The following is a 26,366-nucleotide window of genomic DNA, read 5'->3' as shown; positions in this document are numbered from 1 at the left end:
CACAGGCTAACCCCGCCGACGGGTCAGGCCGGGTGCTGGGTGCCGGCGCTCCGCACGGACGTCGGCTCGGCCTCGGGGACGAGCGCGGCGAGGTAGAGCCCGACCTCGATCCGGTCGACCAGGCGCCGCGAGCACTCGACGGCGCCCACCCGAGCGTTCTCGACCGCGCGCGTTGCTGGCGCTGGCCCACCGCCACGGCTGCCACATGGCTGCCTCCTGAGTCCCGAGATCGTCCGACAGTCAAACCCTAGTCTTTCGATAGACTTAAGCCAAGGGTAAGGTGTGGCCGGCCCTGAGCCGGGTTGGCGGAACGGCATACGCGGTGGTCTCAAACACCACTGTCCGCAAGGACTTGTGGGTTCGAATCCCACACCCGGCACCAGACTGTCGGTGCTCGGACGCACCATCGGGACGTGCCCCACGTCCGCCCACTTGCCACCGTGGAGAGTGCTCTGCGTGCCTCCGACGCGGGCATGTCCGACGCCGAGAACGCCCGTCGGCACGGCGTCGCGGTCAAGACCATCCGTCGCTGGCGACGCGACTACCAGCGACGCGGCCTGCCTCTCGGCCAGTCCCGTATCACTCCGCCGTGCCCGAGGTGCGACGGAGGTCCGCTCGACGAGCCCGCCTACGCCGAGCTGCTGGGGTGGTACCTCGGCGACGGGCACATCACGGCCGGACGACGAGGAGTGTGGAACCTGCACGTCGTCAATGACGCGAAGTACTCGCACGACATCGACCGGATCGCCGCGCTCATGACCGAGGTCAAGCCCGGGGCCCGCCCTCACCGCCGGTGCGTCCCGGGCGCCGTCATCGTGACAAGCTCGTGGAAGCACTGGTGCTGCCTGTTTCCCCAGCACGGTCCGGGCCGCAAGCACGAGCGCAGGATCGAGCTCGAGGACTGGCAACGAACCCTCGTGGACGACCACCCGGACCGGCTGTTGCGCGGGCTCTTCCACTCGGACGGGAGCCGGGTACGCAACTGGGCCACCCGGACCGTCGCCGGCGAGGCGAAGCGCTACGAGTATCCGCGGTGGCAGTTCAGCAACAGGTCCGAGGACATCCTCGAGCTCTGCTGCCACGCCCTCGACCTCGCAGGCGTCGCTTGGCGCCGATCGTCGCGCTGGCACGTGAGCGTCTCCACCCGCGAGGCGGTCGCTCGCCTCGACGCGCTGATCGGCCTGAAGACCTGAGCGGCGTCAGTCCCGCTTGTACGCGGGCGCGACCCGGTTGATCGCGTCGCCCATCCGGTGGATCCGCAGCGCGTTGGTCGAGCCCGGGATGCCCGGAGGCGCACCGGCGATGATCACCACGAGGTCACCCTCCTGGACGCGGCCGATGCGGAGCAGCTGCTCGTCGACCTGGCGGACCATCTCGTCGGTGTGCTCGACCGTCTGGGTCTTGAAGGTCTCGACGCCCCAGGACAGCGACAGCTGGGAGCGAACGGTCGCCTCCGGGGTGAAGGCCAGCAGCGGGACCGACCCGCGCAGCCGCGACATCCGGCGCGCGGAGTCGCCGCTCTGCGTGAACGCGACGACGTACTTGGCTCCGACCCGCTCGGCGACCTCCTCGGCCGCCTTCGCGATCACCCCGCCCTTGGTGTGCGGGTCCCACTCGATGGAGTCGAAGACCCCGACGCCCGTGGTCTCCGCGGCCTCGAGCGCGTGCCGCTCGGTGGAGGTGATGATCCGGGCCATCGTCTCGACGGTGTGGATGGGGTACTCCCCCACGCCGGTCTCGCCGGAGAGCATCACCGCGTCGGCACCGTCGAGCACCGCGTTGGCGACGTCGGAGGCCTCGGCGCGGGTCGGCGACGGGCTGGAGATCATCGACTCCAGCATCTGGGTCGCCACGATGACGGGCTTGGCGTTGAGCCGGGCCTGGCGCACGATCTGCTTCTGCAGGAACGGCACGTCCTCCAGCGGGCACTCCACGGCGAGGTCGCCGCGCGCGACCATGAAGCCGTCGAACGCCGCGATCACCTCGTCGAGGTTCTCGATCGCCTGCGGCTTCTCGATCTTCGCGATGACCGGGACCAGGACCCCCTCCTCGCGCATGATCCGGCGCACGTCCTCGGCGTCGGCGGCGCTGCGCACGAAGCTCAGGGCGACGAAGTCGACGCTGAGGGCGAGCGCGAAGCGCAGGTCGCGGATGTCCTTCTCGGACAGGGCCGGCACGGAGACCGCGACCCCGGGCAGGTTGATGCCCTTGTTGTTGCTGACCTTGCCACCGACGAGCACCTCGGTGTGCACGTCGGTGCCGTTCTCGACGCCGGTGACCCGGAGCCGGAGCTTGCCGTCGTCGATGAGGATCGGGTCGCCGACCTTCACGTCGCCCGGGAGGCCCTTGTACGTCGTCCCGCAGATCTGGGCGTCGCCCGGGACGTCGCGGGTCGTGATCGTCCAGACCTGGCCGCGGCGCAGCTGGACCGGCCCGTCGGCGAACTTCTCCAGCCGGATCTTGGGCCCCTGCAGGTCGGCGAAGATGCCGACCCCGTGGCCGCTGGCATCCGCGGCCTCGCGGACCAGCCGATAGGACTCGGCATGGTCCTCGTGGGTCCCGTGGCTCATGTTCAGCCGGGCGACATCCATCCCCGCATACACGAGTTCGCGGATGCGCCGCGGGGAGGAGGTTGCCGGGCCGAGGGTGCAGACGATCTTGGCTCTACGCACGAGACGAAAGTCTAGCGTGGCTTTGATCGTTCAAAGTCCGAACCCCCGGCCCGGATCCGCCTCAGACCACCAGCGGGCGGTCGGTCGGCTTGATCGGTGTCGGCAGCGTCGTCGAGCCGGTCAGGAACCGGTCGACGTTCGCGGCCGCGGCCCGGCCCTCGGCGATCGCCCACACGATGAGCGACTGCCCGCGGCCGGCATCGCCGGCGACGAACACCCCGGGCACGGACGAGGCGTAGGAGCCGTCGCGGGCCACGTTGCCGCGCTCGTCGAGGTCGACGCCGAGCTGGTCGACCAGCCCGTCCCTCTCCGGGCCGACGAAGCCCATCGCGAAGAGGACCAGGTCGGCCGGGATCTCGCGCTCGGAGCCCTCGATCTCGGTCAGCCGGCCGCCCTCGAAGACGACGTCGACGAGCTTGAGCGCCCGCACGTTGCCGTCCTCGTCGCCGATGAACTCCTTGGTGGAGACGGCGTAGACCCGCTCCCCCGCCTCCTCGTGCGCCGAGGAGACCCGGAAGGTCATCGGGTACGTCGGCCACGGCTGGCCCGCCGGCCGCGCGTGCGGCGGCTCGGGCATGATCTCCAGCTGCGTGATCGACGTCGCGCCGTGCCGCGTGGACGTGCCGAGACAGTCCGCACCGGTGTCGCCGCCGCCGATGATGACGACGTGCTTGTCGGTGGCCATGATCTGGTCCGAGCCGTCCAGCGTCGCTGCCTCGCCGACCGCGACCCGGTTGGCCTGCGGCAGGAACTCCATCGCCTGGTGGATGCCGGCGAGCTCGCGCCCGGGCACGTCCAGGTCACGCGCGATCGTCGAGCCCATGGCGAGCACGACGGCGTCGTACCGCTCCCGGAGCCGGTCGGCGGTGAGCTCGCCCACGCCGACGTTCACCCCGGCACGGAAGACGGTGCCCTCGCGGCGCATCTGCTCCAGCCGCTTGTCGAGGTGCTTCTTCTCCATCTTGAACTCGGGGATGCCGTAGCGCAGCAGGCCACCGACCTTGTCGGCGCGCTCGTAGACCGCGACGGTGTGGCCCGCACGGGTGAGCTGCTGGGCGGCGGCGAGGCCTGCGGGCCCGGAGCCGACGACGGCGACCGTGCGGCCCGAGAGCCACTCCGGCGGCTGGGGCCGCACGAAACCCGAGTCCCACGCCTTGTCGATGATCGAGACCTCGACGTTCTTGATCGTCACCGGGTCCTGGTTGATGCCCAGGACACAGGCGGTCTCGCACGGGGCCGGGCAGAGCCGACCCGTGAACTCCGGGAAGTTGTTCGTCGCGTGCAGGCGCTCGATCGCGCCCTCCCAGTCGTCGCGCCAGACCAGGTCGTTCCACTCCGGGATGATGTTCCCGAGCGGGCAGCCCTGGTGGCAGAACGGGATCCCGCAGTCCATGCAGCGGCTGGCCTGCTTGCTGATGATCGGCAGCAGGGCCCGGCCGATGCCGCCCGGGTAGACCTCGTTCCAGTCGTTGACGCGCTCGTCCACCGGACGACGGGGCGCGACCTCGCGACCTTCCTTCAGAAAGCCCTTGGGGTCAGCCATTAGACGCAGCCCTCCATCGTCGTCGCGATCGTCCACCACTGCCGACAGTGGCGCTGATGAGGCCTCGGCTCAGCCATGGAGCGCCTCCATCATCTTGTGAGCGGTCTCGTTCTCGTCCAGTCCGTCGGCCTCGGCCTTCGCCTTGGCCTCCAGCACGATCCGGTAGTCGCGCGGCATCACCTCGGTGAAGCGGGTGAGCGCGGTGTCCCAGTCGGCCAGCAGCTGCGCCGCGATCTCGGAGCCGGTGTCCTCGGCGTGCGCGCGGACGAGCCCCTCGAGGTCGACCGCGGCCTGCCCGGTGACCGGACCGAGCTCGACGAGCTCCTTGTTGACGCGGAAGTCCTTCAGGTCCAGGACCCACGCGACGCCGCCCGACATGCCGGCCGCGAAGTTGCGGCCGGTCTTGCCGAGCACGACCACCCGGCCACCCGTCATGTACTCGCAGGCGTGGTCGCCCACGCCCTCGGTGACCGCCCACGCGCCGGAGTTGCGCACGGCGAACCGCTCGCCCACCCCGCCGCGGATCAGCAGCCGGCCCGCGGTCGCGCCGTACGCGATCGTGTTGCCGGCGATGATCTGCTCCTCGGAGCGGAAGGTCGCCGCCCGGTCGGGGCGGATCACGATCTGACCGCCCGAGAGGCCCTTGCCGACGTAGTCGTTGGCGTCGCCCTCCAGGCGCAGGGTGATCCCCTTCGGCACGAACGCACCGAAGGACTGACCGGCCGAGCCGGTGAAGGTGATGTCGATGGTGCCGTCGGGGAGACCCTCGCCGGCGTACCGCTTGGTGACCTCGTGGCCGAGGATGGTGCCGACCGTGCGGTTCACGTTGCGGATCTCCACCTGCGCCCGGACCGGCTCCCCGCGCTCCAGCGCCGGTTCGGCGAGGGGCACCAGGGTGGTGACGTCGAGCGACTTCTCCAGCCCGTGGTCCTGGCCGGTGGTGTTGCGCAGCGCGGCACCCTCGGGCAGCTCGGGCTTGTGCAGGATCGGCGTCAGGTCCAGCCCGGCCGCCTTCCAGTGCTCGACCGCCCGAGTGGTGTCGAGCGCCTCGACCTGACCGATCGCCTCGTCCAACGAGCGGAAGCCCAGCTCCGCGAGCAGCTCGCGGACCTCCTGGGCGATGTACTCGAAGAAGTTGACGACGTACTCGGCCTTGCCGGAGTAGCGCTCGCGCAGCACGGGGTTCTGCGTCGCCACGCCCACCGGGCAGGTGTCGAGGTGGCAGACCCGCATCATGATGCAGCCCGAGACGACCAGCGGAGCGGTCGCGAAGCCGTACTCCTCGGCACCCAGGAGGGCGGCGATGACGACGTCGCGGCCGGTCTTGAGCTGGCCGTCGGTCTGCACGACGATCCGGTCGCGCAGCCCGTTGAGCAGCAGGGTCTGCTGGGTCTCGGCGAGGCCGAGCTCCCAGGGACCGCCCGCGTGCTTCAGCGAGGTGAGCGGCGAGGCGCCGGTGCCGCCGTCGTGGCCGGAGATGAGCACCACGTCGGCGTGCGCCTTCGAGACCCCCGTCGCGACCGTGCCGACGCCGACCTCGGAGACCAGCTTCACGTGGACCCGAGCCGCCGGGTTGGCGTTCTTCAGGTCGTGGATCAGCTGCGCCAGGTCCTCGATCGAGTAGATGTCGTGGTGCGGCGGCGGGCTGATCAGGCCGACGCCCGGCGTGGAGTGCCGGGTCTTGGCCACCCACGGGTAGACCTTGTGGCCGGGCAGCTGACCGCCCTCGCCGGGCTTGGCACCCTGCGCCATCTTGATCTGGATGTCGTCGGCATTGGTGAGGTAGTCCGACGTCACGCCGAACCGGCCGCTCGCGACCTGCTTGATCGAGCTGCGGCGCTCCGGGTCGTAGAGCCGGTCGACGTCCTCGCCGCCCTCACCGGTGTTGGACTTCGCGCCCAGCCGGTTCATGGCGATCGCGAGGGTCTCGTGCGCCTCCTGGCTGATCGAGCCGTACGACATCGCGCCGGTCGAGAACCGCTTGACGATCGCCGAGACCGACTCGACCTCGTCGATGTCGATCGGCTGGCGGCCGAGCGCCTCGGCGTCCTTGAAGCGGAACAGCCCGCGCAGCGTCATCAGTCGGTCGGCCTGCTCGTCGACCCGGGAGGTGTACTGCTTGAAGACGTCATAGCGGCCCGCGCGCGTGGCGTGCTGGAGCCGGAAGACGGTCTCGGGGTCGAACAGGTGCGGCTCGGCGTCCCCGTTGACGCTGCGGCGCCACTGGTACTCGCCGCCGATCTCGAGCTCGCGGTGGCCGGGCAGGATGCCGCCGCGCGGGTACGCCGTGGCGTGCCGGCGGGCGACCTCCTCGGCGACCGTGTCGATGCCGATGCCGCCGAGCTTGGAGGTGGTGCCGGTGAAGTACTGGTCGACCAGGCTCTGCGAGAGGCCGAGCGCCTCGAAGATCTGGGCACCGGTGTACGACGCGACCGTCGAGACGCCCATCTTCGACATGACCTTCAGCACGCCCTTGCCGAGCGCCTTGACGAGGTTCTTGACCGCGACCTCGGGCTCGGTCTTGACGTAGTAGCCCTCGCGGGCGAGGTCCTCGACCGACTCCATGGCGAGGTACGGGTTGACCGCGGCCGCGCCGTACCCGACGAGCAGCGCGACGTGGTGCACCTCGCGCACGTCGCCGGCCTCGACGAGCAGGCCGACCTGCGTGCGGGTCTTCTCGCGGACCAGGTGGTGGTGGACCGCGCCGGTGAGCAGCAGCGACGGGATCGGCGCCAGCTCCGCGGTGGAGTGCCGGTCGGAGAGCACGATGATCCGCGCGCCGCCGGCGATCGCGACACTGACCTCGGCGCAGATCTCCTCGATCCGCGCGGCCATGGCGGCGCCGCCGCCCTCCACGGGGTAGAGGCCACGGGACACGTGGCTGATGAAGCCCGGCGCGTCGCCGTCGCGGTTGATGTGGCGGATCTTGGCCAGGTCGTCGTTGGAGATGACCGGGAACGGCACCACCACCTGACGACACGAGGCCGGCGTGGGGTCGAGGAGGTTGGCCTCGGGCCCGATGGTGCCGTTCAGCGAGGTGACGAGCTCCTCGCGGATCGCGTCCAGCGGGGGGTTCGTGACCTGCGCGAAGAGCTGCGCGAAGTAGTCGAACAGCAGCCGCGGCTTGTCGCTGAGCGCGGCGATCGGCGTGTCGGTGCCCATCGAGCCGAGCGACTCCCCGCCGGTGTTGGCCATCGGGGTGAGCAGGATCCGCAGCTCCTCCTCGGTGTAGCCGAAGATCTGCTGGCGGCGGGTGACCGAGGCGTGGGTGTGCACGATGTGCTCGCGCTCGGGGATGTCGTTGAGGTGGATCAGCCCGGCGTGCAGCCACTCGTCGTACGGGTGCTCTGCCGCGAGGCCGGACTTGACCTCCTCGTCCTCGATGATCCGGTGCTCGTCGGTGTCGACGAGGAACATCCGGCCCGGCTGCAGACGGCCCTTGCGGATGACCGTGGCCGGGTCGAGGTCGAGCACGCCGACCTCGGAGGCGAGCACGACGAGGCCGTCATCGGTGACCCAGTAGCGCGACGGGCGCAGGCCGTTGCGGTCCAGGACCGCACCGATCTGGGAGCCGTCGGTGAAGACCACGGCGGCGGGCCCGTCCCAGGGCTCCATCAGCGCGGAGTGGAACTCGTAGAACGAGCGGCGCTTGGCGTCCATCTCGCCGTGGTTCTCCCACGCCTCGGGAATCATCATCAGCACCGAGTGCGGCAGCGAGCGTCCGCCCATGTGGAGCAGCTCGAGCACCTCGTCGAAGGACGCGGAGTCCGAGGCACCGGGGGTGCAGATCGGGTAGAGCCGGTCCAGGTCGCCGGGGATCAGGTCCGAGGCCAGCAGCGCCTCGCGGGCCCGCATCCAGTTGCGGTTGCCCATCACCGTGTTGATCTCGCCGTTGTGGGCGATGAACCGGAACGGGTGGGACAGCGGCCAGCTCGGGAAGGTGTTGGTCGAGAACCGCGAGTGGACGACGGCGAGCGCCGAGGCGACCCGCTCGTCGAGCAGGTCGGGGAAGAAGTTGTCGAGCTGGTCGGTCGTCAGCATGCCCTTGTAGGCCAGGGTGCGCGACGAGAGCGACGGGAAGTAGACGTCGGTCTCGCGCTCCGCGCGCTTACGCAGGCAGAAGGCGAGCCGCTCCAGGGCCATGCCCGTGACCCGCTGTCCGGCACCCGCGACGAAGAGCTGCACGAAGGTCGGCATCACGCCGAGCGCGGTCTTGCCCAGGATGTCGGGGTTGACCGGGACCTCGCGCCAGCCGAGGACCGCGAGGCCCTCCGCGGCCGCGATCTCCTCGATCCGGATGCGGGTCTTGGCGACCTCCTCCTCGTCACCGGGGAGGAAGGCGGTCCCGACGGCGTACGCGCCCTGGGTGGGCAGGTCGAAGCCCGCCACCGCGCGCAGGAAGGCGTCGGGGACCTGCAGCAGGATCCCGGCGCCGTCGCCGGAGTTGGGCTCGGCACCCGCGGCACCACGGTGCTCGAGGTTGCGCAGCGCGGTGAGGGCCTTCGCCACGATGTCGTGGCTGGCAACGCCGGTCAGGGTGGCCACGAACGCCACGCCGCACGCATCGCGCTCGTGGCGGGAGTCATAGAGCCCTTGGGGGGGCGGGAACGCGTGCTGATAGGGCACGGATCCTCCCGTCGTCGTCAGCGCCGGAGGCGACTCGCGGGGAGCACCCGGACCGGCGGAATCGGCAATGCAGTTGGGATCTGGCAGATGTGCAACTGCACCCAGATCGGCAGGGGACGACACTGGCCCACGCGGAGGTACTCAGGTTACCAGCACGTTGCGGCGACGGTGCTACTCGCGATCGCCGGCGGACGGCTCGGGGGTGTCCTCGGTCTCGTCGACGGTCGTGGGAACGGTCTCGCCGGCGGTCTCGTGGACCGGCTCGTCGTACACCTGCTCCTCGCGGCCGGGGTGGCGCACGCTGCTCCAGGCGAAGTACGCCGCGGCCAGCACGAACAGCACGATCGAGGTCCACACGTTGAAGCGCAGCCCGCCGACGTCGGAGAGCTCGACGTTGTCGATGCGCAGCGTCTCGATCCAGCCCCGGCCCAGGGTGTAGGCCATCACGTAGAGCGCCAGCACCCGGCCGTGGCCCAGCCGGAACCGGCGGTCGGCCCAGACCAGGACGGCGAACGCCGCGAGGCACCACAGGCACTCGTAGAGGAAGGTGGGGTGGAACGTCGCCACGTCGGCGTAGCCGTCGGGTCGGTGCTCGGGGTCGATCTCCAGCCCCCACGGCAGGTCGGTCGGCTTGCCGAAGAGCTCCTGGTTGAACCAGTTGCCCCACCGCCCGATCGCCTGCGCGACCAGGACGCCGGGCGCGAGCGCGTCGAGGATGGGCAGCAGCCGGATCCCCTTCACCCTGGCCCCGACGACGATCCCGAGGGCGCCCGCGGCGATGCCGCCCCAGACCCCGAGACCGCCCTGCCAGACGTAGAGCGCCTCCCAGGGACTGCGGCCCTCCCCGAAGTAGAGGCTGTGGTCGGTGGCGACGTGGTAGAGCCGGGCGCCGACCAGGCCGAACGGCACCGCCCAGATCGCCAGGTCCTGGACCTCCCCCGGCTTGCCGCCCCGGGCGACCCAGCGCCGCTCGCCGATCCAGATCGCGGCGACGATGCCGAGGATGATCGCGAGCGCGTAGCCGCGCAGCGGCAGCGGGCCGAGGTGCCAGACCCCGTTGTCGGGGCTGGGGATGGCCAGCGGGGGCAGGAGCCCGGTCACGTCAGTCCTCTCCGAGGAGCATCTCGATGTCGGCGGCGAACTCCGCCGAGGAGGTGTCCTGGCCCCAGTAGACCGGTACCTCACCCGCGGCGTCGAGGGCCAGCACCTGCGAGCCGTGGCTGCCGAGGTCGTAGCCGCCCGAGGCCAGCTGCTCGCCGTCCGCGACGAAGATGCCGACCGTCCGACCGAGCGCGACGATCTCGTCGAGCTCGCCGGTCAGGCCGACGAACGACGGGTCGTACCGGTCGAGGTAGCGCCGCAGCGCGGGCGCGGTGTCGCGGCTGGGGTCGGTGCTGACGAAGGCCATGCCGACCTCCTCGCGATCGGCGTCGGAGAGCCGGGTGAGGGCCGAGGCGATGGTCTGCATCGTCGCCGGGCAGATGTCGGGGCAGTGCGTGTAGCCGAAGAAGACCAGGGTGAGCCGGTCGTCGGTCTCGGCCAGGGAGCGCGGCTCGCCGTCGGTGTCGGTGAGCTCCTGGGCGCCGATCTCGAACGGCCGGTCGGGGACCACCGTCGCGCTGAGCTCGCCCTCGGGCGTGTCACTTCCACAGCCGGCGAGCAGGACCAGGGCCGCCAGCAGGATGCCGAAACTACGCACGTCGGACGCCGCCCGCGAGGTCCTCGGTGAGCGCGGTCAGGGCACGCAGCCCCGCCGCCCGGTCGTCGGCGTGGTCGAGGAGGACGCGCACGAACGCCGAGCCGACGATGACGCCGTCGGCGCCGATCCCGTTCTTGGCCGCGATCTCCGCGGCCTGGTCGCCGTTGCTGACCCCGAGGCCGACGCCCACGGGCAGGCCGGGGGCGGCCGCCTTGGTGCGGGCGACGAGCGGGCCGGCCAGGTCGCTGGTCGTGGTGCGGGCGCCAGTGACGCCCATGACCGCGGTCGCGTAGACGAAGCCACGGCACGCGGCGGTCGTCATCGCGATCCGCTCGTCGGTCGAGGAGGGGGCGACCAGGAATATCTTGTCCAGGTCGTGGGCGTCGGCCGCGGCGATCCACTCCGGCGCGAAGTCGGGGGTCAGGTCGGGCGTGATCAGGCCCGCTCCCCCGGCGTTCGCGAGGTCGGCGGCGAACCGCTCGACGCCGTACCGCTCCACCGGGTTCCAGTAGGTCATCACGACCGTGGGCGTGCCGGTGGCCGCGACCGCCTCGACGGTGCGGAGCACGTCGGTGGTGCGGATGCCGCGCTCGAGCGCGGCCTGGGCGGCGGCCTGTATGGTCGGGCCGTCCATCACCGGGTCGCTGTAGGGCAGGCCGATCTCGATGACGTCGCAGCCGGCGTCGACCATGGCGAGCAGGGCGTCGATCGCCCCCGGGACGTCGGGGTAGCCGGCGGGCAGGTAGCCGACCAGGGCCGCGCGGTCGTCGGCCTTCGCCTTCTCGAATGCAGTGCTCGTCGTCATCCGACGGGGTCCTCCGTGACCTTGTCCGGGTCGCCGAGACCGAAGTACTCGATCGCGGTGCCCATGTCCTTGTCGCCGCGGCCGCTGAGATTGATCAGCACCGTGGCCTCGGGGCCCCTCTCGGCGGCCAGCTGCTCGGCGATCTTCAGGCCTCCGGCCACGGCGTGCGCCGACTCGATGGCCGGGATGATGCCCTCGGTCCGGCTGAGCATCGCCAGCGCCGTCATCGCCTCGTCGTCGGTGACGGGGAGGTACGACGCCCGCCCGGTCTTGGCGAGGTGGGCGTGCTGCGGGCCGACGCCCGGGTAGTCGAGGCCGGCGGAGATCGAGTGGGACTCGATGGTCTGCCCGTCCTCGTCCTGGAGCACGTAGGTGCGCGCACCGTGCAGCACGCCCTGCTCACCGGCCCAGATGGTGGCGGCGTGGCGGGGCGTGTCGACGCCCTCGCCGCCGGGCTCGAAGCCGTAGATCGCGACGTCGGCGTCGTCGAGGAACGCGGTGAACAGCCCGATGGCGTTCGAGCCGCCGCCCACGCAGGCGGCGATCGCGTCCGGCAGCACGCCGAACCGCTCCAGGCACTGGGCCCGGGCCTCGTCACCGATGCCGCGGGTGAAGTCGCGGACCATGCTCGGGAACGGGTGCGGTCCGGCCGCCGTACCGAACAGGTAGGCGGTGTGGTCCACGCTCGCGACCCACTCGCGCAGCGCCTCGTTGATCGCGTCCTTCAGCGTGGCCGAGCCGGACGCGACCGGGACGACCTTGGCCCCGAGGAGGTTCATCCGGGCGACGTTGAGGGCCTGGCGGCGGGTGTCGACCTCGCCCATGTAGACGGTGCAGTCCAGACCGAAGTACGCAGCCGCCGTCGCGCTGGCGACGCCGTGCTGGCCGGCCCCGGTCTCGGCGATCACCCGGGTCTTGCCCATCCGCTTGGTGAGCAGCGCCTGGCCCAGCACGTTGCGGATCTTGTGGGCGCCGGTGTGGTTGAGGTCCTCGCGCTTGAGTAGCACCCGGCAGCCGACCTTGGCGCTGAGCCGCTCGGCGAGGAACAGCGGGCTCGGCAAGCCGGCGTACTCGCGCAGGATGGTGTCGAACTCGGCCACGAACGCGGGGTCGGCCATCGCGTCCTGCCAGGCCACGGTGAGCTCGTCGAGCGCGGCGATCAGCGCCTCCGGCATGAACCGCCCGCCGAAGTCTCCGAACCAGCCCTGCTCGTCCGCGTCGTACGACGTCGTTCGTTCCACCTGGGTACTCACGCTTCCACTCCCGTCATGGCGGCCACCGCTGCGCGGGGGTCGCCGTCCTTCACGAGCGCCTCGCCGACGAGCACCGCACGGGCACCCTCGGAGACGAAGCGCTTGACGTCGGTCTGCGAGAAGATCCCGGACTCGGCCACCTTGACGCGGTCGTCGGGGACCAGCGGGGCGAGCCGCCCGAAGGTCTCGGTGTCGATCTTCAGGGTCTTGAGGTTGCGGGCGTTGATCCCGACCAGCTCGGCGCCGAGCGTGACGGCGCGCTCGGTCTCAGCCTCGTCGTGGGCCTCGACGAGCACGGTCAGGCCGAGCTCGCGGGCCTCGTCGTGGAGGCGGCGCAACTCGTCGTCGTCGAGAGCCGCGACGATCAGCAGCGCCAGGTCGGCACCGGCCGCGCGGGCCTCGACGATCTGGTAGCTGGTGACGATGAAGTCCTTGCGCAGCACCGGCACGTCGACGGCGGCCCGCACGGCGCGCAGGTCGTCGAGGCTGCCACCGAAGCGGCGCTGCTCGGTGAGCACGCTGATCGCGGCCGCCCCTCCGGCGGCGTACGCACGAGCCAGGTCGGCGGGGTCGGGGATGTCGGCGAGCGCACCCTTGCTCGGGCTGCGGCGCTTGACCTCGGCGATGACGCTCGAGCCCGGCGCCCGGAAGTGCGGCATCGGGTCGCGCGGCGGGTCGACATCGGCGAGCGCCGCGCGCAGGTCGGCGACGGGGACGGCCGCCTCGCGCTCCGCGAGGTCGGCCCGGACCCCGGCGACGATGTCGTCGAGCACGGACATACGGGCCTCCGGAACAGCGGGCGAGGTGGACCCGACCAGTCTCTCACCCGAGGAGGTTTGACCCGGCCGCAGGGCGGTACGTTCACCCCACCCGACCGGCTCCGTAGCCGGCCCCCCGACGAAGGACGACGACACGTGAGCTACTCCGAGCCCCCTCCGCCCCAGTACGGCGCGCCGCAACCGCCCTACGGCGGCGCTCCGCCGCAGAAGACCTCCGGCATGGCGATCGCCGCCCTGGTGCTCGGCATCATCGGCGCCATCCCCTGCTTCTGGGGCTGTCTGATCTTCTCGATCCTCGGTGTCGTCTTCGGCCAGCTCGGCAAGAAGGACATCCGGGAGTCGAACGGCGCCAAGAAGGGCGACGGCCTCGCCCACTGGGGCTTCATCCTCGGCATCATCGGCCTCGCCCTCGGCATCCTCTACTGGATCCTCGTCGCCACGGGCGTCATCGACATCACCTACACGAACACCTCGGGCGACTGAGACCGCCCCGGCGCTGCGTCAGGGGGCGAGCCACGTCCCGACCGGGAGGTTGCGCAGCACGGTGAAGACCGCGAGCAGACCGAGCCCCGCGAACGCGACCCGCTGACGCAGCTGCCAGTCGGCCCGGAGCCGGTCGTCACGCCAGCGGCGTACGGTCCACAGCGCGATCGCGGCGACGATGAACGGCAGCGCGACCACCAGCGCCAGGTTGCTCGACGCCGCCGCGGCGAGGTCGAGGTGGGTGAGGTCGTTGACCGCCCGCAGCCCGCCGCAGCCCGGGCAGGCGAAACCCACGGCGGCGGTCGGGCAGAAGCCCCACGAGCCGCTCTCGTGCGGGTCGCGCAGGTGCAGGGCGGCGGTGGCGGCCGCCAGGCCGCCGATCGTGAGCGCCGGCGCCACCATCCGCTGCCGCCGGGTGGGCGGCGACGCGACGGCGAGCTGGTCGCTCACGGGAGCACGCTCAGTGGCTGGTGCCGTGCAGGCCCAGCTTGTCCATCACGATGAAGACGACGCCCGCGGCGACGACCAGGCCCACGCCGACCCAGAACACCGTCCAGCTGGCCGGGTCGAGCATCAGGCCGACACCGCCCACCAGGAACCCGAGCAGCGCGATCACGACCGCGGTCCAGGCTGCGGGGGTGTTGCCGTGGTTGGCGCTCATCGTGCTGGCTCCTCGGGTGTGGCGGGGTACGTCGGGCACGCGTCGGATGCGTGCGCGCACAGTCTAGGGACCCGGTCGCTCGGTCGGGTCGCGGCCCTCGTCGAGGGCCTTCCAGAGCTCCAGGGAGGACTGCTCCTCGGGGGCGGCCTCGGGGCGGTCGGCGACGGCGGCCGCGGCGGGGGCGTCGTACCGCCGGCCCATCTCGGGCCAGCGCGACACCAGGCGCACGGCGAGTGCGGAGGTGGCCACGCAGACCAGCGCGCCGACGAGGGCGGCCCAGAACCAGACCGTCCGGCCGACGTCGGGGCCCTCGTCGTAGCCGGCGAACGCGTCGCGGATGCCGTCGGCGGCCGGGCCGTAGCCCAGCAGGGTCGTCGCCAGCAGGCCGAGCGAGGCCAGCAGCCCGAGCACGGTGACCACGCGGCGCACGAGCCCGCGGGTGACGAGCACGACGCCCCAGCAGGCCAGCACGACCAGGGCGAGCGCCCCGGCCAGCGGCACCTCCCCCGCGGTGTCGGACAGCGAGTAGCCGGCGAGCGGCGTGTCGCCGGAGACGGTGCGCTCGGCGTCCCAGTCGACCCAGGGCTTGCTGCCGGCCACCGCGGCGAGCGCCGCGCCGGCGAGGCCGAGCAGCACGACCGGACCGAAGGAACGCCGCCCGCTCATCCGGCCCGTCACAGCAGTCGGTCGGCGTCGAAGCAGGTGCGGTCGCCGGTGTGGCACGCGGCACCCTCCTGGTCGACCTTGACCAGCAGGGTGTCGCCGTCGCAGTCGAGCCGGACGTCCTTGACCCACTGGACGTGGCCGGAGGTGTCGCCCTTGACCCAGTACTCCTGGCGGGACCGTGACCAGTACGTCGCCCGCCCGGTGGTGAGCGTGCGCTGGAGAGCCTCGTCGTCCATCCAGCCGAGCATCAGCACCTCGCCGGTGTCGTGCTGCTGCACGATGGCGGGCACCAGCCCGTCGGCGGTGCGCTTGAGCCGGGCCGCGAGGGCGGCGTCGAGAGACATGTCGCTCATTCTCCCACTGATGATCTTGTGACCTCTCACTTGCGCGCTCGGGATGGATTTCGAGACGGGTCGCGCGTCCGTCGCTGCGCTCCGGTCGCGCCGAGCCCTCCTCAATCTGCGCCTCTGTTCGTGACCGGAGCTCGCAGGCTCGCTCCGCCCACGGAGGCTTGAGAGGTCCACGAGGCGTGCAGGCCGGCGTACACGGAACCCTCCTGCGCGGCCAGCTCGGCATGCGGGCCGCGCTGGACGACGCGGCCGCGGTCGACCACGACGACCTCGTCGGCACTCTCGGCCGTCGAGAGCCGGTGGGCGATCGTGACGGAGGTGCGACCGGACATCAGCCGCTCCAGGGCGCGACCGATGCGCATCTCCAGCTCGGGGTCGACCGAGCTGGTGGCCTCGTCGAGGACCAGCAGGTCGGGGTCCGCGAGGTGGGCCCGCAGGAGCGCGACCAGCTGGCGCTCCCCGGCCGAGAGCGACTCGCCGCGCTGCCCGACCTTGGTCTCCAGGCCGCGCGGGAGACCGGCGAGCCAGTCGCTGAGCCCGAGCTCGTCGGCGCTGGCGAGGATCTCGGACTCGGTGGCGTCGAGCTTGCCGTAGCGGACGTTGGCGGTGAGCGTGTCGTCGAAGAGGAAGCCCTCCTGCGGCACCAGCACGACGCTGCGTCGCAGCGAGGCCTGGCCGATCTCGCGCACGTCGATGCCATCGAGCAGCACCGCGCCCTCGCGCGGGTCCATCAGCCGGGTCAGCAGCTTGGCGAAGGTGGACTTGCCGGAGCCGGTCTCGCCGACGATCGCGACCCGGGTGCCGGCGGCGAGGTCGAGGGTGACGTCGCTCAGCACCGGTGGGCCGGTCGGGTAGGCGAAGGTGACGCCCTCGAAGCGGACGTCGATCGGGCCGCGCGGCAGCTCGCGGCCCGCCGGGCCGGGATCGACCAGGTCGGCAGGGGTGTCGAGGATGCCGATCACCCGGCGCCAGCCGGCGATGGCGTTCTGGGCGTCGGTGAGGATCTGGGTGCCCATCTGCACCGGCCCGACGAACAGCGTCACCAGGAAGGCGAAGGCCAGCACCTGCCCGGCGGTGAGGTCGTCCGCGCCGGGGATGACGCCCTGCCCGAGCCAGATGCCGACGATCAGCACGCCGGCGTTCGCGAGGCCGGCCGAGAGGCCGCCCAGGGAGAACGAGACCGCCGTGAAGCCCTGCGCCCGGGTGCTCGCGGCCTGGTGGATCGCGATCGCCTCGTCGATGCGGGCCTGGGTGCGGGCCTCGACGGCGTAGGACCGGACGACGGCCGCGCCGACCACCGGCTCGGAGATCGCCGAGAGCATCAGTCCGACCTGGCGCCGCACGGTGCCGTAGGCGTCGGAGAGCTTGCGCTGGAAGAAGCGCAGCGAACCGAAGAGCGGCAGGAAGCAGAGCCAGACCACGATCGTGAGCTGCCAGCTGTAGACGAGCATCACGACCGTCGCGAGCAGCACCTGGCCGACGCTGACGATGAGCAGCAGGCCGCCGAAGACGAGGAACTGGCTGACCTGGTCGACGTCGCTGGTCACCCGGGAGACCAGGGCGCCGCGGCGCTCGGTGTTCTGGGTCAGCAGCGGCAGGTCGTGGACGTGGCGGAAGGCCTTGATCCGCAGCGTCGCGAGGCCGCGCTCGGCGGTCGTGAACAGCCGGCTGGTCATGGCGTACGACGCGACGCTGGTGGCGACGATCGCGATCGCGGCGAGCACGCCGGTCCAGACCGTGAACGACACGTCGGGACCGCCCTCGGCGCCGAGCCCGCGGTCGAGGACCTGCTGGACCGCGACCGGGACGACGATCTGACCCACCGAGGCGATGATCGCGAGCACCAGGGTGCCCCAGATGCCCTCGACGAGCTCGGGCGAGAAGTGCACGCCGCGGCGCAGGGTGCGCAGCGCGGAGATGTCCTCGCCGGAGTCCATGACGGTGCTCATGTCGTCACCTCCGCGGCCAGCTCGTCCTGCTCGTGCTCGTAGGCGTTGACCAGCCGGGCGTACGCCGGGCTCCGCACCAGCAGCTCCGCGTGCGTGCCCCGGTCGGCGATCCGGCCGTCCTCCAGGTGGACGACCTCGTCGGCCAGCCCGATGGTGGCCTTGCGGTAGGCGACGACGACCAGCGAGGTGTCCGTGTCGCCGTCGCGGAGCGCCTCGAGGATCCGGGCCTCGACCTCGGGGTCGACCGCGGAGGTGGCGTCGTCGAGGATCAGCAGCCGCGGCCGGCGCACGAGGGCGCGAGCCAGCGAGATGCGCTGGCGCTGGCCGCCCGACAGCGACGTGCCGCGCTCCCCCAGCCGGGCGTCGAGGCCGCCGTCCAGGGCGGCGACGAAGCCGTCGGCCTGGGCCGCGCGGAGCGCCGCCCAGACCTCGTCGTCGGTGACGTCGAGACCGAGCGCGACGTTGCCGCGGACGGTGTCGTCGAAGAGGAAGGCCGACTGCGGGACCACGGAGGCGACCCGGGCCAGCTCGCCCCGGCCCAGGTCGCGCAGGTCGGTGCCGTCGAGCAGCACCCGCCCGCCGTCGGGGTCGACCAGCCGGGTCAGCAGCGTGGTGAGGGTGCTCTTGCCCGACGCGGTCGCACCGACGACCGCGACGGTGCGGCCGGGCTCGACCGTGAAGGACACCCCGCGGAGCAGCTCCTGGTCGGGCTCGTAGCCGTAGGTCAGCGCCTCGACGTCGAGCCGGGCACCGCCCGGGGCCGCGACGGCGGTGCGGTCGCCGTACGGCATCTCGCCCGTCTCGTCGAGCACCGAGCGCACCCGCTGGTAGCCGACCACGCTGCGCGGGAGCTCGCCGAGCAGCCAGCCGATCGAGCGGATCGGGAAGGAGACGATGGTGAGCAGGTAGGCGACGGTGACCACCGCGCCGGCGTCGGTCTGGCCGTTCAGGACGCGGGAGACGCCGACCGCGAGCACGATCAGGACGCCGAGGTTCGGCAGCGCGGCCAGGGCCGGGTCGAAGGCGGCGCGGATCCGGCCGGCGCGGATGTTGACGTCGCGCAGCTCGCGCGCCCGGGCCGCGAACCGCTCGGTCTCCTCGCCCTCGCGGCCGAGCGTCTTGACGACGAGCGCACCGTCGAAGGACTCGTGGGCGATCTCGCTGACCTCGGCGCGCAACTGCTGGGCGCGGGTCATCCATCCCTGCGCGAGCCGCTGGTAGGCGACGTTGGCGACCATCACGGCCGGGAACACCAGCAGCCCGACCAACGCGAGGACGAGGTCGGCGGTGAGCATCTGCACCACCGCGATCACCATCATCGCGACCGTGCCGACGGCCATGGGCAGGGGCGCGATCGGGCCCCAGGCGGCCTCGACGTCGGAGTTGGCGTTGGAGAGCAGCTGGCCCGTCGGGTGGCGCTGGTGCCACTCCATCGGGAGGGAGAGGTACTGCCGGGTGACGGCGCGTCGGGTGTGGGCCTGCATGCGGTACTGCATGATCCCCGCGCCGAGGCGCCGGGCCACGATGCCGACCGCGCGCAGGATCGCGACCCCGACGAACAGGGCGAGGATCGCGAGCAGCATGTCGCCGCCGACCTCGCCGGTCTCGAAGGTGGGCAGCACGACGTGGTCGGTCGACCAGCCCAGCACCCAGGCGTCGGCGACGGTCAGCGCGCCGAAGAGCACGCTGCCGAGGGTCGAGATCGCGAAGACCCACGGCTCGCGTCGGATGGCGACGAGGAGTACGGCGAAGCCCGCGCTCGTCGATCCGCGCCCACTGGTCCGCTCGCTCGTCACCTGCACCCCGTCCTTCGCCCCGCCGCAACCGCGCGGATCGGTCAATCTATTCCCGGCCGCCGACAGCGGCCGAATCCGAACCGCGACCGCTGGCCGGATCGCCGGCTGGGGTGTGCCGTTTGGTCACCAACGGCAACCGGGGGCCCGATCCCGTGCGGTTGGTGACCAAACGGCAACACCAGGAGGTGCGCCCGGACCATCCCGTGGATGGACGCGAGCCCGCGGGCCGTAGGCTCGTGACCCATGGGTCTCTTCTCCCGCCAGCCGACCGCCCAGCTCCAGGTCGACTCGCACCTGGCCGGCGATCTTCCGCTGATCGAGGCCGCGCACGCGGGTGCCGCGCAGGGCCTCGGTGACCGGCTCGCCGAGCTGCGCGCCCAGGGGCGCTGGCACCACCGCCACCAGCTGATCGCGCGAGCCGCCAGTCCGGACCGCGGCACCGGGTGGATCGAGGACTGGGCGCGGCAGTCGACGGGCAACCAGGACGCCCTGACCACCCGCGCGGTCACCGAGGTCCGGATCGCCCGCTCCTCCGACGACCGGCAGCGGCTGCTCTCGGATGCGTCCCTGGTGCTGGAGGCGGCCCGGGACCGCTCGCCCGCCGACCCCACCGCGTGGTCGGCGCTGTTCGACCAGGCACACGGCCTCGGTCACGGCGCCGAGCGGGTCCGCGAGCTGGTGATGGAGGCCGAGGCGGCCTCGCCGGGCGGCTTCGCCTGGCGCGCGACCGTGGTCGAGCTGCTCTCCGCCCGCTGGCACGGCACCACCGAGGAGTCCTGGGACTTCGCGGTCGGCTCCGTCGAGGTCGACCCGCAGAGTCGCCTGGTGCTGCTGCCGTCGTACGCCGCGCTCAGCGTGCTGCGCCGCGAGCCGGACGAGCTCGCCGAGCAGATGCTCGCCGAGGCACTGCCCCCGGCGCGGAACTACCTGGAGTCGTGCCGGATCGACGAGGCCGAGTACGTCGAGGCCGTCAGCAGCATCGCCGCGCGACTCGTCGCGGCGACCCGCAGACGAGAGGCACCCGCCTACCTCGAGCTGCTCGGCGACCGCGTCGACTCGGTCGTGTGGAGCACGGTGGTCGGCCCCGACCCCGTCGGCGTCTTCACGCAGGCCCGCCGGACGTTCCGCTCGAGCTAGCTCCGGCGCGCGTCGCGCACCAGCGCGGCCGCGTTGAGCACGGCGTAGCCGAGCGTCACGGCCAGCACCTTCGCCCGCACCTTGGCGTCGGGCGCCCGCGAGCCGAGCACCACCGCGTCGCCCAGGTCGCCGACGATCCGCAGCACCATCGCCGTCCGGACCACCTTCGGCGACGGTCCGGCCAGGCCCAGGCCGCCGATGACGACGTCGCGGACGCCGTACGCCCGCGCGAGCCGGTCGTACGTCGGCTGCTCGAACGCGTCGGAGTCCATGGCGCGACCGAGGTGCTCGGGCTTCACCAGGGAGAACACGGCGTACCCCAGCGTCGCCGCCGAGACGGCCCGGCTGAACATCTGATTGGTCATGCCGAGCAGGTACCCCTCACCGGACCGGGTGACCCGCCGCCGCCAGCGACGACTTCACCTCGGAGATCCGCAGGGTGCCGAAGTGGAAGACCGTGGCGGCGAGCACCGCGTCGGCGCCGGCCTCGACGGCCGGCGCGAAGTGCTCGGTCCGGCCCGCGCCGCCGGAGGCGATCACCGGGATGCTCACCTCGCGGCGTACGGCGCGGATCAGCTCCAGGTCGAAGCCGTCCTGGGTGCCGTCGGCGTCCATCGCGTTGAGCAGGATCTCCCCCGCCCCGAGCTCGGCCGCGCGCACCGCCCAGGCGATCGCGTCCAGCCCCGCCGACCTCCGGCCGCCGTGGGTGGTGACCTCGAAGCCGGAGTCCGTGCCCGTCGGGACCCGCCGCGCGTCGAGGGACAGCACCAGCACCTGGTTGCCGAACCGGTCCGCGACCTCCGCGATCAGCTCGGGGCGGTTGATGGCGGCGGTGTTCATCGCCACCTTGTCGGCACCGGCCCGCAGCAGCCGGTCGACGTCCTCGACCGAGGAGACTCCCCCGCCGACGGTCAGCGGGATGAACACCTGCTCGGCGGTCGCCGAGACGATCTCCATCGTCGTCGCCCGGCCCTCGTGGGAGGCGGAGATGTCGAGGAAGGTCAGCTCGTCGGCGCCCTCGGCGTCGTACACCTTGGCGAGCTCGACGGGGTCGCCCGCGTCGCGCAGCTGCTCGAAGTTGATGCCCTTGACCACTCGGCCACCGTCGACGTCCAGGCACGGGATCACGCGCACGGCAAGGCTCATGCGGTGCCCCGGGTCAGCGCCAGCGCGTCCTCCAGGGTGAACCGGCCCTCGTAGAGCGCGGTGCCGGCGATGGCGCCCTCGACACCGACGGGCACCAGGCCCATCAGTGCCTCGATGTCGGCCAGCGTGCTCACGCCGCCGGAGGCGATGACCGGCGCGTCGGTCGCGGCGCAGACGTCCTGCAGCAGCTGCAGGTTGGGGCCCTGCAGCATGCCGTCCTTGTTGACGTCGGTGACGACGTAGCGGGCGCAGCCCTCCGAGTCGAGGCGCGCCAGCGTCTCGTAGAGGTCGCCGCCGTCCTTGGTCCAGCCGCGGGCCGCGAGCGTGGTGCCGCGGACGTCGAGGCCGATCGCGATCCGGTCGCCGTGCTCGGCGATGATCTTCGCGCACCACTCCGGCTGCTCCAGCGCGGCGGTGCCGATGTTGACCCGCCGGCAGCCGGTGGCCAGCGCCGCCTCCAGCGACTCGTCGTCGCGGATGCCGCCGCTCATCTCGACCTGGATGTCGAGCGCGCCGACGATCTCGGCCTGGAGCTCACGATTGGTGCCGCGGCCGAACGCCGCGTCGAGGTCGACCAGGTGCAGCCACTCGGCGCCGGCGTCCTGCCAGCGGCGCGCGGCGGCGACCGGGTCGCCGTACACGCGCTCGGAGCCGGCCACGCCCTGGGCGAGCTGGACGGCACGGCCCTCGGTGATGTCGACGGCGGGGAGGAGCTGGAGGTAGGACATGGAGGTTTCCTTCTAGGTACGGCGGAACAGCATCGTGTACAGGACGGGGGCGGCCAGCGGGGTGATCGCGAGGGCCAGCGCCCGCTCGGCCCAGCCGGTGGAGAACGCGAAGACCAGGACGTTGGCGAGCAGGAGCAGCAGGCCGGTCGCCCAGACCTGCTTGCGGCGGCGCTCGGCGAGCACCCCGCGGGGGCGGGCACGACGCCGCGGCAGCCGCGACGTCACCACCCGGAGCCGGGCCTCCCGGCGCTCGCGGCGCTCCGCCGCGGCCGCGCGGGCGGCCGCGACGACCGCCGCCTCGCGCTCCCGCTCGGCGCGACGAACTGCGCGCTCCTTGCTCACAACGAGGTGACCCAGTTGCGCAGCAGTGCAGCACCGGCGTCGCCGGACTTCTCCGGGTGGAACTGGGTCGCGGTCAGCGGGCCGTTCTCGACGGCCGCGACGAACCGGTCGCCGCCGTGCTCGGCCCAGGTCACCAGCGGCGCCGTGGTCCGGTCGTTGGTGACCAGGGTCCAGTCGCGGACGCCGTACGAGTGGACGAAGTAGAAGCGCTCGTCCTCGATCCCGCTGAACAGGGTGCTGCCGGGCTGGGTCTCGACGGTGTTCCAGCCCATGTGCGGCACCACTGGCGCCTGCAGCCGCTCGACCACGCCCGGCCACTCGGCGCAGCCCTCGGTCTCGACGCCGTGCTCGTCACCGCGCGCGAAGAGGATCTGCATGCCCACGCAGATGCCGAGCACCGGCCGGCCGCCGGCGAGCCGACGCCCGATCAGCCGCTCGCCCCGGACCTCGAGCAGCCCCTCCATGCAGGCCGCGAAGGCCCCGACGCCCGGCACGAGCAGGCCGTCGGCCTCCAGACAGGTGTCGAAGTCCGACGTCAGCTCAACGTCCGCCCCGGCGCGCTCGACCGCCCGGACCGCGGACCGGAGGTTGCCGGAGCCGTAGTCGAGGACGGCGACCCGGGGCTGGCTGCTCAGAGTGCGCCCTTGGTCGAGGGGATGCCGGTCTCGCGCGGGTCGAACGCGACCGCGTCGCGGAGCGCCCGGGCGAACGCCTTGAACTGCGTCTCCACGATGTGGTGCGGCTCGCGACCGGCCAGCACCCGCACGTGCAGGGCGAAGTGCGCGTGGAAGGCGATCGACTCGAAGACGTGCTGGGTCAGCGAGCCGAGGTACGCCGGCGTGCTGCCGCCGAGCTGGACGTACTGCTGCCCCTCGGGCTCGCCGGTGTGCACGCAGTAGGGCCGGCCGGACACGTCGACGACGGCCTGCACGAGCGCCTCGTCGAGCGGGACGGTCGCGTCGCCGAAGCGCCGGATGCCCACCTTGTCCCCCAGGGCCTGGCGCAGCGCCTGGCCGAGGGCGATCGCGGTGTCCTCGGTGGTGTGGTGGGCGTCGATCCAGTGGTCGCCCTCGGACTGCACGGTCAGGTCGACCAGGCTGTGCCGCGCGAACGCGGTGAGCATGTGGTCGTAGAAGCCGATACCGGTGGAGATGTCGTGGCGGCCGCTGCCGTCGAGGTCGACCTCGACGAGCACCTTCGACTCGCTGGTCTGCCGCTCGATACGTGCGGTCCTGCTCATGCGCCTGCCTCCATCGGTAGAGCCTCCGTGACCTCGGTCAAGGCCTGCTTGAACGTCTTCATCTCGTCGGCGGTGCCGATCGACACCCGCAGCCAGCCCTCGGGACCGACCTCGCGGATCAGCACCCCCCGGTCCAGGAGGCCCTGCCACACAGCATGGCGGTCGGGGAAGGTCCCGAACAACGCGAAATTGGCGTCGCTGTCGGCCACCCGGTGGCCCTGCTCGCGCAACCAGGCGACGGTGTCGTCGCGCTCGGCGCGCAGCTCGTCGACCTTCCCGAGCAGCTCGGGGGCGTGCCGCAGCGCCGCCAGCGCGGTCGCCTGGGTGACCGCGGAGAGGTGGTAGGGCAGCCGGACCACCCGGATCGCGTCGCAGATGGCGGGGTCGGCGGCCAGGTAGCCCAGCCGCAGGCCGGCGGCCGCGAAGGCCTTGCTCATCGTCCGGGTGACCACGAGGTTGCGGTACGTCGGCAGCAGCTCCAGCGCGCTCGGCACGCCGGTGCGGCGGAACTCGCCGTACGCCTCGTCGACCACGACCAGCCCGTCGCCCGCGGCCTCGCACAGCGCACCGACCGCCTCCGGGGGCAGCGCCGTACCGGTCGGGTTGTTGGGGCTCGGCAGCAGCACCACGGAGGGCTGCTGCTCCCGCACCAGCGCGGCCGCCGCGTCGAGATCGATGGAGAAGTCGTCCTCGCGGCGGCCCTGCACCCACTCGGTGCTCGAGTCGCGGGCGTACTCGGGATACATCGAGTACGTCGGCGCGAAGCTCATCGCGCTGCGTCCCGGCCCGCCGAAGGCCTGCAGCAGCTGCAGCATCACCTCGTTGGAGCCGTTCGCCGCCCACACCTGCTCCGGCACGATGCCGTGCGGGGTGTCGCGGGAGAGGTACGACGCCAAGGCGCCGCGGAGCTCGACGAACTCGCGGTCCGGGTAGCGGTTCAGGGTGCTCGCCGCCTGCGCGACGGCGGTCGCGATGTCGGCGATGCACGCCACGGAGGGGCCGTACGGGTTCTCGTTGACGTTGAGCTGGACGGGCACGTCCAGCTGGGGGGCGCCGTACGGCACGAGGCCGCGCAGCTCCTCCCGCAGCGGGGGCCATACCGATGGCGCGCTCGCAAGATCGCCCGCGGTCACGCGAACCTCACCTTGACCGCCGCGCCGTGGCCGGGCAGGTCCTCGGCCTCGGCGAGCGTCACGACGTGGCCGGCGACCTCGTCGAGGCCCTCGCGGGAGTACTCGACGACGTGCACCGACTTGGTGAACGCGCGCACCGACAGCCCGCTGCTGTGGCAGGCGCAGCCGCCGGTGGGCAGCACGTGGTTGGACCCGGCGCAGTAGTCGCCCAGCGACACCGGCGCGTGCGGACCGACGAAGATCGCGCCGGCGTTGCGCACCCGGGCGGCCCAGGCCGCGGCGTCCTCGGTGTGGATCTCGAGGTGCTCGGCGGCGTAGGCGTCGACGACCTCCAGGCCCTGCTCGAGGTCGTCGACCAGGACGACGCCCGACTGGACGCCGCTCAGCGAGGTGCGGATCCGGTCGGTGTGCTTGGTGGCGAAGACCTGCTTGTCGAGCTCGACCAGCACCTCGTCGGCCAGCCGCTCGGACGGGGTGACCAGCACGGCCGCGGCCAGCGGGTCGTGCTCGGCCTGGCTGACCAGGTCGGCTGCGACGTACGACGCCTGCGCCGTGTCGTCGGCGAGGATCGCGATCTCGGTCGGGCCGGCCTCGGAGTCGATGCCGATCTCGCCCTTGAGCAGCCGCTTCGCGGTCACGACGTAGATGTTGCCGGGCCCGGTGACCAGGTCGACCTTCGCGCAGACGACGGTCGAGTCCGTCCTCCCGGCGGTCGAGTCGGTCCCCCCGGTGGTCGAGCCCGTCGAAACCCCGTAGGCGAACATGGCGATCGCCTGGGCGCCGCCGACGGCGTACACCTCGTCGATGCCGAGCAGCGCGCACGCCGCGAGGATGGTCGGGTGCACCGACCCGCCGAAGTCCTTCTGCGGCGGGCTCGCCAGCGCGATCGAGCCGACGCCGGCGGTCTGCGCGGGCACGGCGTTCATCAGCACGCTGGACACCAGTGGTGCGAGGCCGCCCGGCACGTAGAGCCCGACCCGGCCGACCGGCACCTTGCGGTGAGTCACCCGGGCGCCCGGGCCCAGGTCGGTGGTCACGTCCTGCTCGAGCTCGGCGGCGCAGGTGGCGCGCAGCCGGCGTACCGACTCCTCCAGCCCGGCCCGGATGGCGGGGTCGAGCTCGTCGAGCGCGGTCCGCATCGCCTCGGGCGAGACCCGGAGATCGTCGACGACGACCCCGTCGAACCGCTCGGAGTACTCGCGGATCGCCTCCAGCCCGCGGGTGCGGACGGCCTCCAGGATCGGACGGACGGCATGCGTCGCGGCCTCGATGTCGAACTCCGCGCGCGGCACGGCCGCGCGATAGTCCGTCGGGCCGCCGTCGGCAGCCCCCCTGAGGTCGATCCGGCGCATCATGGT

The 26,366-nt window shown here is 72.2% G+C and carries 26 protein-coding genes and 1 tRNA gene; 4 read left to right on the top strand and 23 right to left on the bottom strand.

Annotation, left to right across the window (positions count from 1 at the left end):
- Window positions 1-23 precede the first annotated feature (23 nt).
- Entirely contained in the window at window positions 24-149 is a 126-nt protein-coding gene (locus MUB56_RS25915; RefSeq protein WP_280637283.1) for a hypothetical protein, read from the bottom strand.
- Between the two features lie 147 nt (window positions 150-296).
- On the opposite strand from MUB56_RS25915, the gene MUB56_RS13965 reads away from it, so the two are divergent.
- Both MUB56_RS13965 and MUB56_RS13960 read left to right on the top strand, forming a co-directional pair.
- Window positions 297-382 (top strand) — tRNA-Leu (locus MUB56_RS13965).
- Between the two features lie 31 nt (window positions 383-413).
- Window positions 414-1,193, top strand: a complete 780-nt coding sequence (locus tag MUB56_RS13960) for a helix-turn-helix domain-containing protein (RefSeq protein ID WP_244927627.1) — start codon at window positions 414-416, stop codon at window positions 1,191-1,193.
- 6 nt (window positions 1,194-1,199) lie between these two features.
- Here the strand turns inward: MUB56_RS13960 and pyk are convergent, their stop codons facing one another.
- From pyk to trpC, 8 genes are all read right to left on the bottom strand, one after another.
- Window positions 1,200-2,672, bottom strand: a complete 1,473-nt coding sequence (gene pyk, locus MUB56_RS13955; protein ID WP_244927626.1) for a pyruvate kinase — start codon at window positions 2,670-2,672, stop codon at window positions 1,200-1,202.
- 61 nt (window positions 2,673-2,733) lie between these two features.
- Complete coding sequence (locus tag MUB56_RS13950) at window positions 2,734-4,215, bottom strand: glutamate synthase subunit beta (RefSeq protein ID WP_244927625.1); 1,482 nt, start codon at window positions 4,213-4,215, stop codon at window positions 2,734-2,736.
- A gap of 69 nt (window positions 4,216-4,284) precedes the next feature.
- Complete coding sequence (gltB, locus tag MUB56_RS13945) at window positions 4,285-8,841, bottom strand: glutamate synthase large subunit (RefSeq protein ID WP_244927624.1); 4,557 nt, start codon at window positions 8,839-8,841, stop codon at window positions 4,285-4,287.
- 171 nt (window positions 8,842-9,012) lie between these two features.
- Entirely contained in the window at window positions 9,013-9,942 is a 930-nt protein-coding gene (lgt, locus tag MUB56_RS13940; protein ID WP_244927623.1) for a prolipoprotein diacylglyceryl transferase, read from the bottom strand.
- Between the two features lies 1 nt (window position 9,943).
- A complete protein-coding gene (locus MUB56_RS13935) occupies window positions 9,944-10,540 on the bottom strand; it encodes an SCO family protein (RefSeq protein ID WP_244927622.1) in 597 nt (198 codons plus the stop codon).
- Window positions 10,533-11,345, bottom strand: coding sequence for a tryptophan synthase subunit alpha (gene trpA, locus MUB56_RS13930; RefSeq protein ID WP_244927621.1), 813 nt, complete (start codon window positions 11,343-11,345; stop codon window positions 10,533-10,535). Before trpA ends, MUB56_RS13935 begins: the two co-directional genes overlap by 8 nt.
- A complete protein-coding gene (gene trpB / locus MUB56_RS13925) occupies window positions 11,342-12,586 on the bottom strand; it encodes a tryptophan synthase subunit beta (protein WP_244932408.1) in 1,245 nt (414 codons plus the stop codon). The genes trpA and trpB overlap by 4 nt, the downstream gene beginning before the upstream one ends.
- An 8-nt stretch (window positions 12,587-12,594) precedes the next feature.
- Window positions 12,595-13,377: an indole-3-glycerol phosphate synthase TrpC gene (trpC, locus tag MUB56_RS13920; protein ID WP_244927620.1), complete on the bottom strand. Its 783-nt coding sequence runs from the start codon at window positions 13,375-13,377 to the stop codon at window positions 12,595-12,597.
- Between the two features lie 135 nt (window positions 13,378-13,512).
- On the opposite strand from trpC, the gene MUB56_RS13915 reads away from it, so the two are divergent.
- On the top strand, window positions 13,513-13,860 hold the full coding sequence (locus tag MUB56_RS13915; RefSeq protein ID WP_244927619.1) for a DUF4190 domain-containing protein: 348 nt from the start codon (window positions 13,513-13,515) through the stop codon (window positions 13,858-13,860).
- Window positions 13,861-13,878: 18 nt separating this feature from the next.
- Here MUB56_RS13915 and MUB56_RS13910 read toward each other — a convergent pair whose 3' ends face one another.
- From MUB56_RS13910 to MUB56_RS13885, 6 genes are all read right to left on the bottom strand, one after another.
- Window positions 13,879-14,310 carry a DUF2752 domain-containing protein gene (locus MUB56_RS13910; protein WP_244927618.1) on the bottom strand — a complete coding sequence of 144 codons (432 nt, stop codon included), beginning with the start codon at window positions 14,308-14,310 and terminating at the stop codon, window positions 13,879-13,881.
- A 10-nt stretch (window positions 14,311-14,320) separates the two neighbouring features.
- Entirely contained in the window at window positions 14,321-14,521 is a 201-nt protein-coding gene (locus tag MUB56_RS13905; RefSeq protein ID WP_244927617.1) for an HGxxPAAW family protein, read from the bottom strand.
- A 63-nt stretch (window positions 14,522-14,584) separates the two neighbouring features.
- Entirely contained in the window at window positions 14,585-15,187 is a 603-nt protein-coding gene (locus tag MUB56_RS13900; RefSeq protein ID WP_244927616.1) for a Trp biosynthesis-associated membrane protein, read from the bottom strand.
- Between the two features lie 8 nt (window positions 15,188-15,195).
- On the bottom strand, window positions 15,196-15,531 hold the full coding sequence (gene hisI, locus MUB56_RS13895; RefSeq protein WP_244927615.1) for a phosphoribosyl-AMP cyclohydrolase: 336 nt from the start codon (window positions 15,529-15,531) through the stop codon (window positions 15,196-15,198).
- A gap of 110 nt (window positions 15,532-15,641) precedes the next feature.
- Entirely contained in the window at window positions 15,642-17,486 is a 1,845-nt protein-coding gene (locus MUB56_RS13890; RefSeq protein WP_244927614.1) for an ABC transporter ATP-binding protein, read from the bottom strand.
- On the bottom strand, window positions 17,483-19,282 hold the full coding sequence (locus tag MUB56_RS13885; RefSeq protein WP_244927613.1) for an ABC transporter ATP-binding protein: 1,800 nt from the start codon (window positions 19,280-19,282) through the stop codon (window positions 17,483-17,485). Before MUB56_RS13885 ends, MUB56_RS13890 begins: the two co-directional genes overlap by 4 nt.
- 243 nt (window positions 19,283-19,525) lie before the next feature.
- Here MUB56_RS13885 and MUB56_RS13880 point away from each other — a divergent pair, with 243 nt between their 5' ends.
- Window positions 19,526-20,419, top strand: coding sequence for a hypothetical protein (locus tag MUB56_RS13880; RefSeq protein ID WP_244927612.1), 894 nt, complete (start codon window positions 19,526-19,528; stop codon window positions 20,417-20,419).
- Here MUB56_RS13880 and MUB56_RS13875 read toward each other — a convergent pair.
- From MUB56_RS13875 to hisD, 8 genes are read right to left on the bottom strand one after another with little or no spacing between them, the layout of a single operon-like run.
- Window positions 20,416-20,784: a hypothetical protein gene (locus MUB56_RS13875; RefSeq protein ID WP_244927611.1), complete on the bottom strand. Its 369-nt coding sequence runs from the start codon at window positions 20,782-20,784 to the stop codon at window positions 20,416-20,418. The genes MUB56_RS13880 and MUB56_RS13875 overlap by 4 nt on opposite strands.
- A 16-nt stretch (window positions 20,785-20,800) precedes the next feature.
- On the bottom strand, window positions 20,801-21,565 hold the full coding sequence (hisF, locus tag MUB56_RS13870; RefSeq protein ID WP_244927610.1) for an imidazole glycerol phosphate synthase subunit HisF: 765 nt from the start codon (window positions 21,563-21,565) through the stop codon (window positions 20,801-20,803).
- The gene (priA, locus tag MUB56_RS13865) at window positions 21,562-22,293 is read right to left on the bottom strand and encodes a bifunctional 1-(5-phosphoribosyl)-5-((5-phosphoribosylamino)methylideneamino)imidazole-4-carboxamide isomerase/phosphoribosylanthranilate isomerase PriA (RefSeq protein ID WP_244927609.1); all 732 of its coding nucleotides are present in this window, start codon (window positions 22,291-22,293) and stop codon (window positions 21,562-21,564) included. Before priA ends, hisF begins: the two co-directional genes overlap by 4 nt.
- A gap of 12 nt (window positions 22,294-22,305) precedes the next feature.
- Entirely contained in the window at window positions 22,306-22,635 is a 330-nt protein-coding gene (locus MUB56_RS13860; RefSeq protein ID WP_244927608.1) for a hypothetical protein, read from the bottom strand.
- Window positions 22,632-23,270 (bottom strand): imidazole glycerol phosphate synthase subunit HisH, encoded by a 639-nt coding sequence (gene hisH / locus MUB56_RS13855; protein ID WP_244932407.1) that lies wholly within the window; start codon window positions 23,268-23,270, stop codon window positions 22,632-22,634. Before hisH ends, MUB56_RS13860 begins: the two co-directional genes overlap by 4 nt.
- Window positions 23,267-23,875 (bottom strand): imidazoleglycerol-phosphate dehydratase HisB, encoded by a 609-nt coding sequence (hisB, locus tag MUB56_RS13850; protein ID WP_244927607.1) that lies wholly within the window; start codon window positions 23,873-23,875, stop codon window positions 23,267-23,269. The genes hisH and hisB overlap by 4 nt, the downstream gene beginning before the upstream one ends.
- Entirely contained in the window at window positions 23,872-25,008 is a 1,137-nt protein-coding gene (locus MUB56_RS13845) for a histidinol-phosphate transaminase (protein WP_244927606.1), read from the bottom strand. The genes hisB and MUB56_RS13845 overlap by 4 nt, the downstream gene beginning before the upstream one ends.
- A complete protein-coding gene (gene hisD / locus MUB56_RS13840; protein WP_244927605.1) occupies window positions 25,005-26,363 on the bottom strand; it encodes a histidinol dehydrogenase in 1,359 nt (452 codons plus the stop codon). The genes MUB56_RS13845 and hisD overlap by 4 nt, the downstream gene beginning before the upstream one ends.
- Between the last annotated feature and the right edge of the window lie 3 nt (window positions 26,364-26,366).

The organism is Nocardioides sp. W7, assembly GCF_022919075.1.
Classification (GTDB): Bacteria; Actinomycetota; Actinomycetes; order Propionibacteriales; family Nocardioidaceae; genus Nocardioides.
Note: the sequence above shows the minus strand (reverse complement) of the source record. Positions and strands in the feature narration are given on the sequence as shown.